Here is a 17,963-nt window from a genome sequence, read left to right on the forward strand (position 1 = left end):
GGCTCAGGCGAGTTGCGCGGTGGTCAGCGAGACCCCGGCCGCCGGCAGCACCTCGAGCAGGGCGTCGCCCAGGGCCACCGCCGGCGTCAGCACCCCGCCGCGCGCGCCGGGCTGCCCGCGCCCGCGCAACAGCGTCAGCGCGCACACCCCGATCAGCGTGGCCGTCGCCGAGTACCCGGGGTCGCCGCGCTGTGACATGGTCGCGACGTAGCGGTGCCCCCGCGTGGTCGTCGTATACGTCTCGACCTTGTAATAGCCCCGGTCCCCCTGGTCGTACCCGGCGCCGGCCGGCAGCATCGACTCGAGCAGCCCCGCCGGCAGCATGCGCAGGTAGGCCCCGCCGAGGCGGGCGGCGCCGGTGATGGCGAGGCCGCCGAACGCGGCCAGCATCGGCGCGGCGAGGGTCGAGCCCGTGCTCAGCGCCTCGGTATAACGGAAGCCGCGGCCGTAGGCCCAGCCCTGCAGCGCATTGCTGCGCCGCACGCACCGGGTGTTGTACAGGGCCATCAGGTAACCGCCGGTCCACAGCCCGGTCAGCTCGGGAGCGATCTCGGATCCGCTGCGCGCCTCGACATCCGGTTGCGGTCCGAGGTCGGGCTCGTGCGCGCGGTCCGGGCTCAGGCTGTACGGGTCGTCGAGGATCGCGCGGATCGTCGGGTCGTCGCCGGCGACCCGCATCAGGTCGACCATGGTGTGCAGCGATCCGGCCGAACAGCCGCCGGAGTAGGTGCGCAGGACGAAGGTGGTTTCGGCGAGTTCCCCCGCGCCGTCGGCCCCCGCGCGCCGGTGCAGTGCCAGCACGTTGAGGTCCGAGGGAATCGAGTCGAACCCGCAGGAGTGCACGAGGCGGGCGCCGCTGGCCACGGCCTCGTCATGGTGGCGGGTGATCGAGGCGTGGACGAACGGGACCTCCCCGGCCAGGTCCGCGTAGTCCGTTCCGCTTGCCGCGCAGGCCGCCACGATCGGCAGCCCGCACCGCCGGTACGGGCCGACGGCACTGACGACGACGTGCGCGCGGGCCGCCATCGCCCGCAGGGCCGGTTGGTCGTCGATCTCGGCGACGACGGTCGGCCAGTGCCGCGCGGGCGCGCCCAGCCGGGACCGCAGCGCCTCGAGCCGGCTCGGTGCCCGGCCCGCCAGCGCGATCCGCAGGCCGGGCGCCGCGGTCGCGAGGTACTCGGCGACCAGGCCCCCGACGAATCCGGTTGCGCCGTAGAGCACGATGTCCAGCTCACGCCCCCCGGCCCCCATGACCGTCGAGGCTACTCCGGTGCGGCCTTTTCCCGTTGGCCTCTGCGTTCCCGATATGCCGCGACGTGTTGACGGTTGCCGCAGTTGCCGGTGTCGCAGAACCGCCGAGACCGGTTGCGGGACAGATCCACCAGTACGGCGTCGCAATCGGGGGCGGCGCAGGTCTTGAGGCGGCGCAGTTCGCCACCGCGGATCAGGTCGGCCAGAGCCATCGCCATCTCGGCGCCCATCCGCTGGGCCAACGGGTCTTCGACGGAGGCCAGGTGCAGATGCCACTCGGGCATCTCGGGGTGCCGCGTCAGCCAGGGTGCGGCGCGGGTGTCGGACAGCAGGGCGTTGACCGCCGCGACCGTGCGCTCCTCGTCGTCGAGGATGGTGAACAGCTCGCCGAGACGATCGCGGAGCGCGTGCACGGCCTTGAGCTCGTCGTCGTCGCGGTCGCGGCGGCCGGTCCAGCCCCAGCCGTCGAGGTACCGGTCGAGCGCACGCTGATCGCCCAGCTGTTCACCGTCGGTGCGGGCGCTGTTGACCAGCGCACAGATGGTGCGCAACGTGAGCTCCGTGTCATGACTGAAATTCATTTGACTCATGACTCCTCCCTGATTAGCGTCATGAGCGAATCCAATTTTACTCATGACAGGGCGGCTCCCGGCCGCCGAGGACCCGTAATGCTGAAGACCCCGGTCGACCGCCGCTTCCGACTCGGTCTGCTCCTCGCGATCGGTTCGGCCGTCAGTTTCGGCATGTCCGGGCCGTTCGCGAAGGCCCTGATGACGGCCGGCTGGACCCCGACCGCCGCCGTGACCGCCCGGCTCGCCGGCGGTGCCCTGGTGCTCGCCGTGTACGCCAGCCTGGTCCGGCCCGGCTGGATCGGCGAGGCGCTGCGGCACTACAAGACCGTCCTGCCCTACGGGCTCTTCCCGATCGCCGGGGCACAGCTGGGCTACTACAACGCCGTCGAACATCTCTCGGTCGGCGTGGCGCTGCTGCTCGAGTACCTCTCCCCGATCCTGGTGGTCGGCTGGGTATGGGCGGTGACCCGGCGTCGACCGGCGAACCGGACCCTGGCCGGTGCGGCCTTGGCCGTCGCGGGAATCATGCTGGTGCTCAACGTCTTCAGCGGCGCGCACGTCAACACCGTCGGCGTCGCCTGGGGATTGGTCGCCGCGGTCTGCGCCGCCTGCTACTTCTTGATGAGCGCGCGGGTCGAGGATCGGCCCGACGGCCCGGGCCTGAGCCCGATCTCGCTGGCGGCCGGCGGTCTGATCGTCGGCGCCGCCACCGTCGCACTGCTGGGCGTCACCGGCGCCATGCCGTTGCGGTTCACCGCGAACAGTGTGGTGGTGGCGGGCTTCACCACGTCCTGGGTGGTTCCCGTCGCCGTGCTGGGCGTCCTGAGCACGGCCGTCGCCTACACCCTGGGCATCAAGGCGGTGGCACTGCTGCGCCCCAGCTTCGCCTCGCTGGTGGGCCTGTCGGAGGTGCTGGCCGCGGTGCTGTGGGCCTGGCTGCTGGTCGGCGAGGCCATCACCGTCACCCAGGCGGTAGGCGGCGCCGTCGTGCTGGCCGGCCTCGCCTTGGCCCGCACCACGGTGACCGCTCCCGCACCGCGCGATGGCGAGCGGCACCAGATTGCCGCGGGTCCCGACGCCTCGACTCGCTAACATGTTTGCTGTGATCGCCAACAGCCTTCGCCGCATCGGTTCGCTGGCCGGCGCGGCCCTGGTCGCCGCCGCCCTGTTGACCGCGCCCGCGATGCTTCCGACGCCGTTGACCCCCACCGCCGCCGCCGCGGAGTGCCCCGACATCCAGGTGGTGTTCGCCCGCGGCACCACCGAGGCCCCGGGCCTCGGACGGGTCGGCCAGGCCTTCGTCGACGCGCTGCGCGGCCAGGTCGGGGGCCGGCAGGTAGACACCTATGCGGTGAACTATCCGGCCAGTTGGGACTTCCTCGCCGCGGCCGGCGGCGCCAACGACGCCAGCCGGCACATCCAGTGGATGATGGCCAACTGCCCGGCCACCCGCCTGGTGCTCGGTGGCTATTCGCAGGGCGCCGCGGTGATCGACGTCATCGCCGCCATCCCGGTGCCCGGCGTCGGTTTCAACGCGCCGCTGCCCCCGAACGCTCCCGAGCACGTCGCGGCCATCGCGGTGTTCGGCAACCCCACCGCCAAGCTGGGCCTGCCGCTGACCTCCAGCCCGGTCTGGAGCGGTCGGGCCATCGACCTCTGCAACGGGGGCGATCCGATTTGTTCCGATGGCCGCGACGTCGCCGCCCACAGCGACTACGTCGCGTCTGGCCAGGCGGCCCAGGCGGCCGCGTTCGTCGCCTCCCGGCTCTGACCGAAATTTCTTCCTGCCAGCACTGATATGTGAGTATTACCGCCATGAGCGACGTTCACCCCCTCCGCAGCGCCTTCCGACGGTCGGTTACCGCCGCCGGTTCGGCGGTGGCCGCCTCGGCTCTGCTGCTGGCGCCGTTGATCGCGCCCACCGCCCTGCCCACGGCGGCCGCCGAGCCGTGCCCCGACGTGGAGTTGATCTTCGCCCGCGGCACCAGCGAGGCCCCGGGCATCGGACGGGTCGGCAACGCGTTGGCAAGCCAGCTGCAGGGCCACCTGAACGGCCGCACCCTGGGCACCTACGCGGTGAACTACCCGGCGACCTACGACTTCCTCGCCGCCGCGGACGGCGCCAACGACGCCACCAACCGCATCGCCCACATGGCCTCGGTATGCCCGTCCACCCGCATCGTGCTCGGCGGCTATTCGCAGGGCGCCGCCGTGGTGGACATGCTCGTGGGAATTCCGCCGCTGGGCAACCGGATTGGTGATGTCGGGTCCGCGGCACCGCTGCCCGCCGGCCTGCGCGAGAACGTGGCGGCCGTGGCAGTGTTCGGCAACCCCGCGGCGAAGTTCGGAAACCCGGTGAGCGCAGGCAATCTCGGCGCCCGGTCGATCGACATGTGCAGCGACGGCGACCCGATCTGTTCGGGCGGCCGCAACCCGTTCGCGCACACCAACTATGAGTCGGGCCCCATGCCCGGTCAGGCCGCGGGATTCATCGCCCGCTGGCTCTGACGGGAGTTTCGGTACTATTGACGGGGTGGAAACCCGCCGATCCTGTGCCCTGCTCGGAGCCGTCGTTCTCGCCGTCGCGACCCTGCTCTTCGCACCTGCCACCGTAACTCGCACCTCGGTGATCCCGCACGCCTCGGCCGCGTCGTGCCCGGATGTCGAAGTCGTATTCGCGCGGGGCCGGCTGGAGCCCGCCGGCCCGGGTCAGATCGGTCATGCCTTCGTGGATGCGTTGCGGGCAAAGACCGGCCAGAACGTTCGCCTCTATTCGGTGAACTATCCCGCCAACAGCGAAGTCGACCTGGGCGCCAACGACATGAGCCGGCGGATCCAGAGCACCGTGGCCGCCTGCCCCGACACCCGTATCGTGATCGGTGGCTACTCGCTGGGCGCCGCCGTCGCCGATGTGGTTCTGGCGGTGCCGTTCTCGGTGTTCACGTTCAAGCACCCGCTCCCACAGAGCGCCGAGCAGCGGGTCGCCGCGGTCGCCCTGTTCGGCAACGGGATGCAGTGGGCCGGACCGATATCCACCTTCAGCCCGGTCTACGCGGAGCGGACCATCGAGCTGTGCCATGGCGACGACCCCATCTGCAACCCCACCGACCCGGAGAACTGGGAAGCCTACTGGCCCGACCATCTGGCACCGGCCTACATCAAGGCAGGCATGGTCAATCAGGCTGCCGATTTCGTCGCCGCCCGCCTGTGAGCCTCAGATCTCGTCGGCGCTGCGCAGATCGCGGGTGATCAGCGTGCGCGCGGCCAGCTGGTCGGCCGGCGGGTAATCGACGCCGATCAGGGTCAGGCCGCGCGCCGGTGCGGCCGCGAAATCGCTGGAGCGCCGTGCTTCTTCGCGCAGGCCGGCCACCCACGCCGCGCCGCGCCGACCCTCCCCCACCGCCAGCAGCGCACCGACGACCGAGCGCACCATGTTCCAGCAGAACGCGTCGGCGGTCACGTGCGCGCTCACCAGATCGTCGTTACGCTCCCAGTCCAAGCGCTGCAGCTCGCGGATGGTGGTGGCACCCGGGCGGTGCCGACAGAAGGCGGCGAAATCCCGTAGTCCCAACAGTTCCCGGGAGGCCTCGTTCATCGCCGCGACGTCCAATGCCCGCGGCCACGGCGTGACGAACCTGGCCTGCTGCGGATCCACGCCGTACGGCGCGAGCGACAACCGGTAGACATAGTGCCGGCGCAGGGCCGAGAACCGGGCGTCGAAACCCGCGGGCGCCCGGGCGATGTCGCGCACCCGCACGTCATCCGGCAGCAGCCGGGCCAGCCGCCGCACCAGCGGCCGGAACTCGGGGTCGCCCGCCCGCACGGTACGCGGATACCCGTGGGCGAGAGCGTCTTCGGGGACATCGACGTGTGCGGTCTGGCCGGTGGCGTGCACCCCGGTGTCGGTGCGGCCGGCGGCGCGCAGGACCACCGGGACACGGAACACCGTCGAGAGCGCCTCCTCCAGCACGCCGGCGACCGTGCGCTGGTCGCGCTGGACCGCCCAACCGGCGAAATCGGTTCCGTCGTAGGCGATGTCGAGACGCAGCCGCACCGCTGAACGGGGCTCTGACGGGACATGCCCGCCATCGGAGTCGATGGCGGGCATGTCTTCGGCGTCTCTGCTACTTGGCAGCGTCGTCCTCGGCGTCGGCCGCCTCGGCCTGGCCGGCCTCCTCGACCTCGGTGGCCTCGGCCGCCGGGGTCTCGGTGACGTCGTCGGCGGTGGGGCCGTCGGCCGCCTCCGGCTCGACGGCGGCCTGCGGTGCCGCCGCGGCGGCAACCGGCTGCTCGGCCTTGGCCTGCGAGGCCGCCGCCCGGCGGGCCCGGTTGGCCTCGTCGGTGACGGTCTTCTCCCGCACCAGTTCGATGACCGCCATGGGCGCGTTGTCGCCCTTGCGGTTCTCGACCTTGATGATGCGCAGGTATCCACCGTCGCGATCGGCGTAGAACGGCGCGATCTCGGCGAACAGGCTGTGCACGACGTCCTTGTCGCGGATCTTCTTCATCACCTCACGCCGGTTGTGCAGCGTGCCCTTCTTGGCGTGGGTGATCAGCTTCTCCGCGTACGGCCGCAACGCCCGGGCCTTCGGCTCGGTCGTCTTGATCCGGCCGTGCTCGAAGAGCGAGGTGGCCAGGTTGGCCAGCAGCGCCTTCTGGTGCGAGGACGACCCGCCGAGGCGAGGGCCCTTGGTGGGCTTGGGCATTGCGACTATCTCCTAAATGGGGCCGGCCCCCGTATCAGGTAGGACCGGGACGGTAATTCTGTTAGAGCTGCTCGGTCTCGGCGTAGTCCTGGTTGTCCTCCGCCTCGTAGCCGGCCTCGCTGTTCCAGGTGCCGGTCGCGACGTCGTAACCGGCGACCTCGGACGGATCGAAGGTGGCCGGGCTGTCCTTGAGCGAGAGACCCAGCTGATGCAGCTTGATCTTGACCTCGTCGATGGACTTCTGACCGAAGTTGCGGATGTCCAGCAGATCGGACTCGGTGCGGGCCACCAGCTCGCCCACCGTGTGCACACCCTCGCGCTTGAGGCAGTTGTACGACCGGACGGTCAGATCCAGATCGTCGATCGGCAGCGCGAAGCTGGCGATGTGATCCGCCTCGGCCGGCGACGGCCCGATCTCGATGCCCTCGGCCTCGACGTTGAGTTCCCGCGCCAGGCCGAACAACTCGACCAGGGTCTTGCCGGCCGACGCGAGCGCGTCGCGCGGGCTGATCGAGTTCTTGGTCTCGACGTCGAGGATCAGCTTGTCGAAGTCGGTCCGCTGCTCGACGCGCGTGGCCTCCACCTTGTAGGTGACCTTCAGCACCGGGGAGTAGATCGAGTCGACCGGGATGCGGCCGATCTCGGCGCCCGAGGCCTTGTTCTGCACGGCGGGCACGTAGCCACGGCCCCGCTCGACGACCAGCTCGACCTCGAGCTTGCCCTTGTCGTTCAGGGTCGCGATGTGCATGTCGGGGTTGTGCACGGTGCAGCCGGCCGGCGGCACGATGTCGCCCGCGGTGACCTCACCCGGGCCCTGCTTGCGCAGGTACATGGTGACCGGCTCGTCCTCCTCGGACGACACGACCAGGCCCTTGAGGTTCAGGATGATGTCGGTGACGTCTTCCTTCACCCCGGGGACGGTGGTGAACTCGTGCAGCACCCCGTCGATGCGGATGCTGGTGACCGCCGCGCCCGGGATGGACGACAGCAGCGTGCGCCGCAGCGAGTTGCCGAGGGTGTAACCGAAGCCCGGCTCCAACGGCTCGATGACGAACTGCGAGCGGTTGTCGGCGATGACATCTTCGCTCAGTGTGGGTCGCTGAGAAATCAGCATGGTGTTTCTCTTCTCCTTCTCGGCACCCGCTATTTGATGCCGTTAGGTGGTCGCCGGCCCGATTGACCGGCGACCCATCTGTTACTTCGAGTAGAACTCGACGATGAGCTGCTCGGCGAGCGGCACGTCGATCTGAGCCCGCTCCGGCAGCTGATGGACGAGGATGCGCTGCCGCTCGCCAACGACCTGCAGCCAGGACGGGATGGGGCGCTCACCCGCGGTCTCGCGAGCGATCTGGAACGGCACGGTGTTCAGCGAGGTCTCCCGCACGTCGATGATGTCGTACTGCGACACCCGGTAGCTCGGGATGTCCACCTTGACACCGTTGACGGTGAAGTGGCCGTGGCTGACGAGCTGACGGGCCATCCGGCGGGTGCGCGCCAGACCGGCGCGGTACACGACGTTGTCCAGCCGGCTCTCCAGGATCTGCAGCAGCTCCTCACCGGTCTTGCCGGCGCGGCGCTGAGCTTCCTCGTAGTAGCGACGGAACTGCTTCTCCATCACGCCGTAGGTGAAGCGGGCCTTCTGCTTCTCCTGCAGCTGCAGGCGGTATTCGCTCTCCTTGATCCGCGCGCGGCCGTGCTGTCCGGGCGGGTAGGGGCGCTTCTCGAACGACTGATCGCCGCCGACCAGGTCGACGCCCAGACGGCGCGACTTGCGGGTCACCGGTCCTGTGTAACGAGCCATTGTCTAAATCCCTCTTCCCTAGACCCGGCGCCGCTTGGGCGGACGGCAGCCGTTGTGCGGCTGCGGCGTGACGTCGGAAATGGCGCCCACCTCGAGGCCGGCGGCCTGCAATGAACGGATCGCGGTCTCGCGGCCCGAACCCGGTCCCTTGACGAACACGTCGACCTTCTTCACGCCGTGCTCCTGGGCCTTGCGGGCGGCGTTCTCCGCCGCCAACTGCGCGGCGAACGGAGTCGACTTACGCGACCCCTTGAAGCCGACGTGACCCGAGGACGCCCAGGCGATGACGTTGCCCTGGGGATCGGTGATGGACACGATGGTGTTGTTGAACGTGCTCTTGATGTGAGCGGCACCGTGCGGGACGTTCTTCTTTTCCCGGCGACGAGTGGTCTTGCCCTTCTTGGGGCCGGCGGCCGCCTTCTTTGCTGTTGCCATCAGGGGTTACCTGGCCTTCTTCTTGCCGGCAATGGTGCGCTTGGGGCCCTTGCGGGTGCGCGCATTGGTCTTGGTCCGCTGGCCGCGCACGGGCAGGCCACGGCGGTGCCGCAGGCCCTGGTAGCAGCCGATCTCGATCTTGCGGCGGATATCGGCCTGCACCTCGCGGCGCAGATCGCCCTCCACCTTGAGGTTGCCCTCGATGTAGTCGCGCAGCTGGGTCAGCTGGTCATCGGTGAGGTCCTTGGTGCGCAGATCCCGGTCGATCCCGGTCGCCGCCAGGATCTCCTGGGAGCGGGTACGGCCGACGCCGTAAATGTAGGTCAGCGCGATCTCCATGCGCTTATCGCGCGGGAGGTCAACGCCCACTAGACGTGCCACAGTGGTGTGCTTCCTTCTCTATGCGGAGGTCTGTTCCCAGTCCGTTCCCGCCTGCTGGCGGGGTCCGGCCTCCGTGCCGAACGTGATGAGCAGTACTGCGTCCTCTTGGTGGCGCGGTGGCGCCGGGCTGCTCAGTGGTGCTGGGAGGTCTGCATTAAGTTGTGGTGCTGCGACGGCGGTGAGCCGGCCCGGTAAAGCGCGGGGCCGACCGGCCTAACCCTGCCTCTGCTTGTGGCGAGGATCGGAGCAGATCACCATGACCCGCCCATGCCGGCGGATCACCCTGCACTTGTCGCAGATCGGCTTGACGCTCGGGTTCACCTTCACGGCTGTTCGATCCTGTTCTCTGTCTCGTACGGGGGTTGTGTTGCGGGGCGGCTTACTTGTAGCGGTACACAATGCGGCCGCGGGACAGGTCGTAGGGAGAGAGCTCCACCACGACGCGGTCCTCAGGGAGGATGCGGATGTAGTGCTGCCGCATCTTGCCGCTGATGTGCGCGAGCACCTTGTGTCCGTTCTCCAGCTCAATGCGGAACATCGCATTGGGCAGAGGCTCGACCACGCGGCCCTCGACCTCGATGGCACCGTCTTTCTTGGCCATAACTTCTTGGCGATCCTGTCGTCTGGTGTTTCGTAACTATGTCGGTTTCGTATGTATGTACTTCGTTTGCGCCCTGGTGGGCAGCCACAGCCGCGACTACGGTAAACGTGAAATCCACCCCTGGAAGTTCCAGGACTGTCGGAGAAGCACGCAGGAAGCCGGCGCGGTGGCCGCACCGTTGGTCCACGATACCCGCTCGGTGCCCGGGCGCCAAAATTCGTGCAGCGGGACTGCCGACGGGGATGCGAAGATCATTGCGCAGCGCCGACTCGAGGCCGAGCGCCGAAGGGAGCCCCCGTGACCGCTGTCTACGTGGCCGCGTTCGCGGTCGGCGGAATCGCCGTGCTCGCGACGCTGTTGCTCACCGACCTCGATCTCGGCGGCGACGGTGACGGCCTGCCCTTCCTGAGCCTGACCAGTCTGTCCGCCGGGCTGCTCGGTGCCGGGACCGGCGGGCTGGTCAGCACGCTGGCCGGCGTCGGGGCGGTGGCCGCCGGGGTGATCGCCGCCCTCAGCGCGATCGTGCTGGTCGTCGCGCTGCAGGGAGTGGTGCTGCCGCTGTTGCGCCGGCAGGAGGCCAATTCCACCCAGGGCCGGCTCTCCTACATCGGCCGGCTCGGCACCGTCACCCTCGACGTCGAGCCCAACGGCTGGGGCGAGATCAGCTTCGTCGACGCCGACGGCAACCGCGTGCACACCCGCGCGGTCACCGCCGAGCCGGAAACCCTGCGCAAGTCCACCCCGGTGTACATCTCCGACGTCGACACGGACTTCGTCCACGTCGTCGCGGTGCCCGAGTCCTGACGAACCCCGCCACCGCCAGAAAGGTCGACCGATGTCCACCCTGATGATCATCGCCATCGCCGCGATCGCAGCGCTGCTGCTGTTGGTCGCACTCCCCCTGATCTACGTCAAGAACTACATCAAGGTGCCGCCCAACGAGGTGGCCGTGTTCACCGGGCGCGGCACCCCGAAGGTGGTGCGCGGCGGGGCCAGGTTCCGGATGCCCGGCATCGAACGCGTCGACATCATGAGCCTGGAACCGTTCAACGTAAGCATCAACCTGCAGAACGCGCTGTCCAACAACGGCGTGCCGGTCAACGTCGAGGCGGTCGGCCTGGTCCGGATCGGGTCGGCCGACGAGGCGGTGCAGACCGCCGTGCAACGCTTCCTCACCTCCGACCTGAACGAGCTGCAGCGCCAGATCAACGAGATCCTGGCCGGCAGCCTGCGCGGCATCACCGCGACCATGACCGTCGAGGACCTCAACTCCAACCGGGACAGCCTGGCGCGCAGCGTGGTCGACGAGGCGGGCGGCGACCTGGCCCGCATCGGCATGGAAGTCGACGTGCTCAAGATCGCCGGCATCTCCGACGCCAACGACTACCTGAAGTCGCTGGGCCAGCGGCGCATCGCCGAGGTCAAGCGTGACGCCGCGGTGGGCACGGCCGAGGCCGAACGCGACGCCCAGATCCAGTCCGCCAAGGCGCGCCAGGAGGGTTCGGTGGCCCAGGCCGAGGCCGACACCGCGATCGCCACCGCCAACCAGCGCCGCGACGTCGAACTGGCCCGGTTGCGCGCCCAGACCGAGGCCGAGAACGCCCAGGCCGACCAGGCCGGTCCGCTGGCCAACGCCCGCGCCCAGAAGGACGTCGGCATCGCCGTCGAGCAGGCCGAGGCCGCCCGGGTGCAGGCCCGCATCGAGGTCGAGCAGCGCCGCGCCGAGCAGGCCCAGGCCGCGCTGCAGGCCGACGTGATCGCCCCGGCCGAGGCCCAGCGCCAGGCGGACATCGCCCTGGCCGAGGGCCAGCGCCAGGCGGCGATCCTGGCGGCCCAGGCCCAGGCCGAGGCGGCGCGGCAGGCCGGTGTGGCCGAGGCCGACGCGCGCAAGGCCGCCGCCGACGCGCTGCGGGTCGAACGCGAGGCCGAGGCCGACGGCATCAAGGCGAAGCTGCTGGCCGAGGCGGAGGGCAAGAAGCAGATCGCCGCGGCGCTGAACAGCTACTCCAGCGAGGCGGCCCGGCTGCAGATGCTGCCAGACGTGTTGGCCTCGGTGGTCAAGTCCACCGAGGCCGCCGCGGCCCCGCTCGCCGAGATCGAGCGGCTGTCCATCATCGGTGGATCCGCGGACACCCAGGACGCCGTGGGCGGCCTGCTCGGGGTGAGCCCGCTGGCGGTCGCCAAGACCATCGAGGCGCTGAAGTCCTCTGGTATCGACGTCGCCGCGATGCTCAACCACGGCAACGGCGAGCCCGTCGCGACCCCGGGCGACCCGGCGCCCGCGGAGTAGCCCGGTTCGTCGGTCGCCCCGCGGGATCGGACTGACCGGCGCATACTTGGCGCAATGCCCGGATCAGAGTCGCAGAGCCGCAAACCCGTCATCGTGACCGTCGACGACGATCCCGGGGTTTCCCGGGCCGTCGCGCGGGATCTGCGCCGCCACTACGGCGAGCACTTCCGGATTGTGCGCGCCGAGTCGGGCCCGGATGCGCTGGCGGCCCTGACCGAACTCAAACTGCGCGGCGAGACGGTGGCCGTCTTCGTCGCCGACTACCGGATGCCGCAGATGAGCGGCATCGAGTTCCTCGAAGCCGCAATGGATCTGTTCCCGCTGGCGCGTCGGGTGCTGCTGACCGCCTACGCCGACACCCATGCGGCCATCGATGCCATCAACGTCGTCGACCTCGACCACTATCTGCTCAAGCCGTGGGACCCGCCGGAGGAGAAGCTGTATCCGGTCATCGACGCGTTGATCGACGCGTGGCGCACCACCGGCGACCGGGCCATCCCGCACACCAAGATCATCGGCCACCCCTGGAATGCGCGGTCTTCGGAGGTGCGTGAGTTCCTTGCCCGAAACCGATTGCACTACAGCTGGTTTCGCGCCGACGAAGCCAAGGGCCAGCGCCTGCTGGAGGCGGCCGGGCTGGACGGGATGACGCTGCCGGTGGTGATCACCGAAGCGGGCCGGACGCTGGTGGCGCCGTCGGACGCCGAGCTGGCGGCCACCCTGGGGCTGACCACCACCCCGGCCGAGGATTTCTACGACCTGGTGGTGATCGGCGGCGGTCCGGCCGGTCTGGCCGCCGCGGTCTACGGCGCCTCGGAGGGGCTGACGACCGTCCTGATCGAGCGCACCGCCACCGGCGGTCAGGCCGGCCAGAGCTCACGCATCGAGAACTATCTCGGCTTCCCCGACGGGTTGTCGGGCTCCCAGCTGGCCGAGCGGGCCCGCCGCCAGGCCGAGAAGTTCGACGCCGAACTGATCACGGCCGCCGAGGCGACCGCCCTCGAGGTGGACGGGGCCGCGCGCACCGTCAGGCTCTCCGACGGCCGCTGCATCGGCGCCCGCGCGGTGATCTTGGCGATGGGCGTCGAGTACCGGCAGCTACCGGCGGAGGGGTGCGCCGGGCTGACGGGCGCCGGGGTGCATTACGGGGCGACGTCGTCGGTTGCCGCCGACTGCGCCGACGACGACGTCTACGTCATCGGCGGCGCCAATTCGGCGGGCCAGGCGGCGATGTTCCTGTCCCGCACCGCGAGATCGGTGACCATCGTCAGCCGTCGCACCCTCGATGAGTCGATGTCGCACTACCTGGTTCAGCAGATCCGGGGCAACGACAAGATCACCGAACTGCCCCACACCGTGGTGCACGCCGTCCACGGCAACGGGCGCCTGGAGGGCATCTGCCTGCAGGACATCCGCACCGGGGCGCAGTCGAACTTCCGCTGCGGCCGGATGTTCATCTTCATCGGCGCCGAACCGCGCACCGACTGGCTCGACGGTGTCGTGGTGCGCGACGACCACGGGTTCATCCTGGCCGGGCCGGATCTGCGCGAGGTGTCCGGTTGGACCGTGGACCGCCCGCCGCACCATCTCGAGACCAGCGTCCCCGGCGTCTTCGCGGCCGGCGATGTCCGGGCGGAGTCGGCGAAACGGGTGGCTGCCGCCGTCGGCGAGGGATCGATGGCGGTGATGCTGGTGCACCGGTATCTGGCCGAGGCCTAGGGGGTCGCGATGTCCGAGGACTGCCGTGCCGACGAATTGCGGACACTGTTCCTGTTCGAGCGGCTCTCCGACGAGCAACTCGACGTGCTCTGTGCCGCAGGGCGAATCGAGACGTTTCCGGTGGGCCCCCTGTTCGCCGAGGGGGCACCGGCGACGTGCCTGTATGTGCTGATCGACGGTGAGCTGGTGATGTCGAAGCGTTCCGGCGGCGTCGACATCGAGACCAACCGGACCGCGCAGCGCGGGGTGTACTGCGGCGCCTGGTCGGCCTACCTCCCCGGGGGCGCGCCCGAGTATCCGACCTCGGTGCGGCTCACCCGGCCGTCGCGGATGTTCGTCCTGCCCGCCCCCGACTTCGCCGAGTTCATGCGAACCCAGTTCCCGATGGCCGTGCACCTGTTGGAGGGGCACATGATTGGCGGGGAACGACAGCGCCAACTCATCGGCCAGCGCGAACGGCTGCTCGCGCTGGGCACCATCACCGCCGGGCTGACCCACCAGCTCAACAATCCGGCGGCGGCGACCGCCCGCGCAGTGGCCGACCTGCGCGAGCACATCGGCAAGATGCGGTACAAGCTGGCGATGCTGGCCGAGGGCAGGTTCACCCCGGAGGCGCTGCGGAAGTTGGTCACCGTCCAGGACGAGGTCGCCGAGAAGCTGACCGAGACGGCTCGCGGCGAATCCTCCGCCCTGGAATCGTCGGATCGCGAGGACGAGCTGGGCCAATGGTTCGAGGACCGCGGCGTGCCCCACGCCTGGGACTACGCATCGACGTTCGTGGAGGCGGGCCTGGACGTCGCCTGGTTGGACCAGGTGGCGAACACCGTCGACACCGCGCTACTGCCGAGCGCGATCGGCTGGCTGCGGCACACCATCGACGCCGAACTGCGCATCCAGGAGATCGCCGAGGCCAGCAAGCGCATCTCGGCGCTGCTGGCCGGCGCCAAGCAGTATTCCCAGATGGACCGCGGCACCTACCAGAACGCGAACGTCAACGAGCTGTTGCGCAGCACCATCATGATGTTCGGCGACAAGCTCGGCCCCGCGGGCAAGAACAAGCCGGTGACCCTGGTCAAGGAGATGGATCACGACCTACCCGAGATCGCCTGCTACCCCGGCGACCTCAACCAGGTGTGGACCAACCTCATCGACAACGCCATCGGCGCGATGGGCGGCCGCGGGACCCTGACGGTACGGACCAACACCGACAACGACACGATGATCCGCGTCCAGATCTGCGACGACGGCCCGGGCATTCCGGACGACATCGTCGAGAAGATCTTCACCCCCTTCTTCACCACCAAGCCGACGGGCGAGGGCACCGGGCTCGGTCTGGATCTGGCCTGGCGGGTGGTGGTCGAGAAGCATCGCGGCAGCCTGTCGGTGGAGTCCAAGCCCGGCGACACCCGCTTCACCGTGTGCCTGCCGCGCCAAGCGCCGGCGCCGGGCGCGGAATAGCCGGCCGGGGCCCGCGGGTTCTCCTTGAGCATGACCATGGCCGCCGAAGTCGTCGCGCACGGCACCGTCGAGCAGGTCGCCGCGCAACTGCGCGCGCATCTGCGGGCCGGCGCCGACCACGTGCCTGTGCAGGTGCTCACCGGAACTGACAAGCTGGTGGGTGCCCTCGCCGAATTGGCCGGCCCCCTGGGCCTGACCGCCGGCGCCGCCTAGCGACACGGATGGACCCTCGATGACCGACGCAGTTTCGCTCAAGCCCGAACTCGGCCGCTTCGGCGTCTGGACGCCCGGCCCGGTGAGTCCGGATACCGCCGCCGAGATCGAGAAGCTCGGCTACGGCGCGCTGTGGGTGGGTGGTTCACCGGCGGCGGACCTCGACTTCGCCGAACCCATCCTGGCCGCCACCGAGTCGCTGCAGTTGGCCACCGGGATCGTCAACATCTGGACGGCTCCGGCCGCCGAGGTCGCCGAGTCCTATCACCGCATCGAAAAGGCCTACCCGGGACGGTTCCTGCTGGGCATCGGCGTGGGTCATCCCGAGCACACCGAGCAGTACGTCAAGCCGCTCGACGCCCTGGTCGACTACCTCGACGCGCTGGACGCCAAGACCGTGCCGACCAGCCGTCGGGTCATCGCGGCGCTGGGCCCGAAGGTGCTGCGGCTGTCGGCGCAGCGCAGCGCCGGCGCGCATCCCTACCTGACCACCCCCGAGCACACCGCCAGCGCCCGCGGCCTCGTCGGCAACTCGGTGTTCCTGGCGCCCGAGCACAAGGTGGCACTCACCCGGGATGCCGCCCAGGCCCGCGAACTGGGCCGCCAGACCGTCGACTTCTACCTGGGGCTGTCCAATTACGTCAACAACTGGCGCCGGCTGGGCTTCACCGCCGAGGAGGTCGCCAGCCCCGGCGCCGACCGGCTGATCGACGCGGTGGTCGCCCACGGCACGCCCGACGCGATCGCGGCGCGTCTGACCGAACATCTGGAACTCGGCGCCGACCACGTCGCCATCCAGGTGCTCGGCAAGCCCGAGGACCTGGTGCCCACCCTGGCCGACCTGGCCGGGCCGCTGGGCCTCACGGCCCGGGGCTGACACCACGGGTAGGGTCTGCACTCATGCGTTTGCTGGTCACCGGTGGTGCCGGATTCATCGGCGCCAACTTCGTTCAGAGCACCGTGCGCGAACATCCCGAGGACGAGGTGACCGTGCTCGACGCCCTCACCTACGCGGGCAGTCGCACCGCGCTCGCGCCCGTCGAGGACGCCGTCGAACTGGTCGAGGGCGATGTCGCCGACCCGACGCTGGTGGACAAGCTGGTCGGGTCCTGCGACGCCGTCGTGCATTTCGCCGCCGAGACCCACGTCGACAATGCGTTGTCGGACCCCACCCCGTTCCTGCACTCCAACATCATGGGCACGTTCACCCTGCTGGAGGCCGTACGCAAGCACAACATCCGGCTGCATCACATCTCCACCGACGAGGTGTACGGCGATTTGGAGCTGGACAGCCCGGAACGCTTCACCGAGGCCACCCCGTACAACCCGTCGAGCCCCTATTCGGCGTCCAAGGCCGGCGCCGACATGCTGGTGCGCGCCTGGGTGCGGTCCTACGGCGTGCGCGCCACGATCTCCAACTGCTCCAACAACTTCGGCCCCTACCAGCATGTGGAGAAGTTCATCCCGCGCCAGGTCACCAACCTGCTCACGGGCCGGCGCGCCAAGCTGTACGGGACCGGGGCCAACGTGCGTGACTGGATCCACGTCGACGATCACAACAGCGCGGTCCGCCGGATCCTCGAAGACGGCACCGCCGGGCGCACCTACCTGATCGGCGCATCCAACGAACGTTCGAATATCACTGTGCTGCAATCGATCCTGACGATCATGGGGCATGATCCCGACGACTTCGACCACGTCACCGACCGCGCCGGCCACGACCTGCGCTACGCGATCGACCCCACGGTCCTGCAGCAGGAGCTGGGCTGGGCGCCGGCGCACACCGAGTTCGACGACGCCCTGCGCGCGACCATCGACTGGTATCGGGACAACCCCGACTGGTGGTCGCCGCTCAAGGACGCCGTCGAAGACCAATACGCACAGCGGGGACAGTGATATGGCTTTTCGCGAACTGAAGATCCCGGGCTCCTACGAGATCACCCCTGTGCTGCGCACCGATGACCGGGGCACCTTCTTCGAATGGTTCACCGATGCCGAGTTCCGCGAGTTCGCCGGGCACCGGCTGGACCTGCGGCAGGCCAACTGCTCGGTGTCCTCGGCCGGCGTGCTGCGCGGCCTGCACTTCGCCCAGCTGCCACCCAGCCAGGCCAAGTACGTCACGTGTGTGCGCGGCGCGGTGTTCGACGTGGTGGCCGACGTGCGGGTGGGCTCGCCCACCTACGGCCAGTGGGATTCGGTGCGGCTCGACGAGCAGACCCGCAACTCGGTGTACCTGTCCGAGGGCCTGGCCCACGGCTTCCTGGCGCTCGAGGACGACTCGACGGTGATGTATCTGTGTTCGGCCGGCTATGCCCCGCAGCGCGAACACACCATCTCCCCGACCGATCCGGAGATCGGGATCGACTGGCCGGAAACGGTTTTCGGCACCACGCGGGTGATCTCGGAACGCGATGCCGCCGCCCCCAGCCTGGCCGAAGTCAAGGCCGCCGGGTTGCTGCCCAGCTGGCAGGACACCCAGGACTTCATCGCCGGCCTGGCTTAGGCCACCCCGCCGCCCACCCCGGGCGTCCCCGAC

The 17,963-nt window shown here is 69.5% G+C and carries 21 protein-coding genes and 1 pseudogene; 12 read left to right on the top strand and 10 right to left on the bottom strand.

Annotated features, from left to right (window positions below):
• Nucleotides 1-3 precede the first annotated feature (3 nt).
• Complete coding sequence (locus R2K23_RS17850) at nt 4-1,251, bottom strand: saccharopine dehydrogenase family protein (RefSeq protein ID WP_316510888.1); 1,248 nt, start codon at nt 1,249-1,251, stop codon at nt 4-6.
• An 11-nt stretch (nt 1,252-1,262) separates the two neighbouring features.
• On the bottom strand, nt 1,263-1,832 hold the full coding sequence (locus R2K23_RS17855; protein ID WP_316510889.1) for a CGNR zinc finger domain-containing protein: 570 nt from the start codon (nt 1,830-1,832) through the stop codon (nt 1,263-1,265).
• Between the two features lie 87 nt (nt 1,833-1,919).
• On the opposite strand from R2K23_RS17855, the gene R2K23_RS17860 reads away from it, so the two are divergent.
• From R2K23_RS17860 to R2K23_RS17875, 4 genes are read left to right on the top strand one after another with little or no spacing between them, the layout of a single operon-like run.
• Entirely contained in the window at nt 1,920-2,915 is a 996-nt protein-coding gene (locus R2K23_RS17860) for an EamA family transporter (RefSeq protein ID WP_316510890.1), read from the top strand.
• 1 nt (nt 2,916) lies between these two features.
• Nucleotides 2,917-3,594, top strand: a complete 678-nt coding sequence (locus R2K23_RS17865; protein WP_316510891.1) for a cutinase family protein — start codon at nt 2,917-2,919, stop codon at nt 3,592-3,594.
• A 44-nt stretch (nt 3,595-3,638) separates the two neighbouring features.
• Nucleotides 3,639-4,331 carry a cutinase family protein gene (locus tag R2K23_RS17870; RefSeq protein WP_316510892.1) on the top strand — a complete coding sequence of 231 codons (693 nt, stop codon included), beginning with the start codon at nt 3,639-3,641 and terminating at the stop codon, nt 4,329-4,331.
• 25 nt (nt 4,332-4,356) lie between these two features.
• Nucleotides 4,357-5,034 (top strand): cutinase family protein, encoded by a 678-nt coding sequence (locus R2K23_RS17875; protein ID WP_316510893.1) that lies wholly within the window; start codon nt 4,357-4,359, stop codon nt 5,032-5,034.
• Nucleotides 5,035-5,037: 3 nt separating this feature from the next.
• On the opposite strand, the gene truA is transcribed toward R2K23_RS17875, so the two are convergent.
• The 8 genes from truA to infA all read right to left on the bottom strand — a co-directional run bounded on the left by truA (nt 5,038) and on the right by infA (nt 9,747).
• Nucleotides 5,038-5,931 carry a tRNA pseudouridine(38-40) synthase TruA gene (gene truA, locus R2K23_RS17880; RefSeq protein ID WP_316510894.1) on the bottom strand — a complete coding sequence of 298 codons (894 nt, stop codon included), beginning with the start codon at nt 5,929-5,931 and terminating at the stop codon, nt 5,038-5,040.
• Between the two features lie 16 nt (nt 5,932-5,947).
• The gene (gene rplQ, locus R2K23_RS17885) at nt 5,948-6,529 is read right to left on the bottom strand and encodes a 50S ribosomal protein L17 (protein WP_316510895.1); all 582 of its coding nucleotides are present in this window, start codon (nt 6,527-6,529) and stop codon (nt 5,948-5,950) included.
• Between the two features lie 61 nt (nt 6,530-6,590).
• A complete protein-coding gene (locus R2K23_RS17890) occupies nt 6,591-7,643 on the bottom strand; it encodes a DNA-directed RNA polymerase subunit alpha (protein ID WP_316510896.1) in 1,053 nt (350 codons plus the stop codon).
• 81 nt (nt 7,644-7,724) lie between these two features.
• Nucleotides 7,725-8,330, bottom strand: coding sequence for a 30S ribosomal protein S4 (gene rpsD / locus R2K23_RS17895; RefSeq protein ID WP_316510897.1), 606 nt, complete (start codon nt 8,328-8,330; stop codon nt 7,725-7,727).
• A gap of 18 nt (nt 8,331-8,348) precedes the next feature.
• On the bottom strand, nt 8,349-8,765 hold the full coding sequence (rpsK, locus tag R2K23_RS17900; RefSeq protein WP_316510898.1) for a 30S ribosomal protein S11: 417 nt from the start codon (nt 8,763-8,765) through the stop codon (nt 8,349-8,351).
• Nucleotides 8,766-8,771: 6 nt separating this feature from the next.
• The gene (gene rpsM / locus R2K23_RS17905; RefSeq protein WP_126335147.1) at nt 8,772-9,146 is read right to left on the bottom strand and encodes a 30S ribosomal protein S13; all 375 of its coding nucleotides are present in this window, start codon (nt 9,144-9,146) and stop codon (nt 8,772-8,774) included.
• Nucleotides 9,147-9,359: 213 nt separating this feature from the next.
• Nucleotides 9,360-9,473, bottom strand: a complete 114-nt coding sequence (rpmJ, locus tag R2K23_RS17910) for a 50S ribosomal protein L36 (protein WP_003879483.1) — start codon at nt 9,471-9,473, stop codon at nt 9,360-9,362.
• Nucleotides 9,474-9,525: 52 nt separating this feature from the next.
• Nucleotides 9,526-9,747 carry a translation initiation factor IF-1 gene (infA, locus tag R2K23_RS17915; RefSeq protein WP_003418601.1) on the bottom strand — a complete coding sequence of 74 codons (222 nt, stop codon included), beginning with the start codon at nt 9,745-9,747 and terminating at the stop codon, nt 9,526-9,528.
• A 297-nt stretch (nt 9,748-10,044) separates the two neighbouring features.
• Between infA and R2K23_RS17920 the strand changes: the two genes are divergently transcribed.
• From R2K23_RS17920 to rfbC, 8 genes and pseudogenes are all read left to right on the top strand, one after another.
• The gene (locus tag R2K23_RS17920) at nt 10,045-10,551 is read left to right on the top strand and encodes an NfeD family membrane protein (protein WP_316511450.1); all 507 of its coding nucleotides are present in this window, start codon (nt 10,045-10,047) and stop codon (nt 10,549-10,551) included.
• A gap of 31 nt (nt 10,552-10,582) precedes the next feature.
• Nucleotides 10,583-12,037 (top strand): flotillin family protein, encoded by a 1,455-nt coding sequence (locus R2K23_RS17925; protein WP_316511452.1) that lies wholly within the window; start codon nt 10,583-10,585, stop codon nt 12,035-12,037.
• Between the two features lie 54 nt (nt 12,038-12,091).
• Complete coding sequence (locus R2K23_RS17930) at nt 12,092-13,756, top strand: NAD(P)/FAD-dependent oxidoreductase (protein ID WP_316511453.1); 1,665 nt, start codon at nt 12,092-12,094, stop codon at nt 13,754-13,756.
• Between the two features lie 9 nt (nt 13,757-13,765).
• Complete coding sequence (locus R2K23_RS17935) at nt 13,766-15,214, top strand: ATP-binding protein (protein ID WP_316511454.1); 1,449 nt, start codon at nt 13,766-13,768, stop codon at nt 15,212-15,214.
• A 48-nt stretch (nt 15,215-15,262) separates the two neighbouring features.
• A pseudogene (locus tag R2K23_RS17940) lies at nt 15,263-15,427 on the top strand (LLM class F420-dependent oxidoreductase); the annotation flags it as partial.
• Nucleotides 15,428-15,446: 19 nt separating this feature from the next.
• Nucleotides 15,447-16,304 (top strand): LLM class F420-dependent oxidoreductase, encoded by an 858-nt coding sequence (locus R2K23_RS17945; RefSeq protein ID WP_316511455.1) that lies wholly within the window; start codon nt 15,447-15,449, stop codon nt 16,302-16,304.
• 23 nt (nt 16,305-16,327) lie between these two features.
• Complete coding sequence (rfbB, locus tag R2K23_RS17950) at nt 16,328-17,323, top strand: dTDP-glucose 4,6-dehydratase (RefSeq protein WP_316511456.1); 996 nt, start codon at nt 16,328-16,330, stop codon at nt 17,321-17,323.
• 1 nt (nt 17,324) lies between these two features.
• Nucleotides 17,325-17,930: a dTDP-4-dehydrorhamnose 3,5-epimerase gene (gene rfbC / locus R2K23_RS17955; RefSeq protein WP_316511457.1), complete on the top strand. Its 606-nt coding sequence runs from the start codon at nt 17,325-17,327 to the stop codon at nt 17,928-17,930.
• Nucleotides 17,931-17,963: the final 33 nt, after the last annotated feature.

Source organism: Mycolicibacterium sp. MU0050 (genome assembly GCF_963378085.1).
GTDB lineage: Bacteria > Actinomycetota > Actinomycetes > Mycobacteriales > Mycobacteriaceae > Mycobacterium > Mycobacterium wendilense.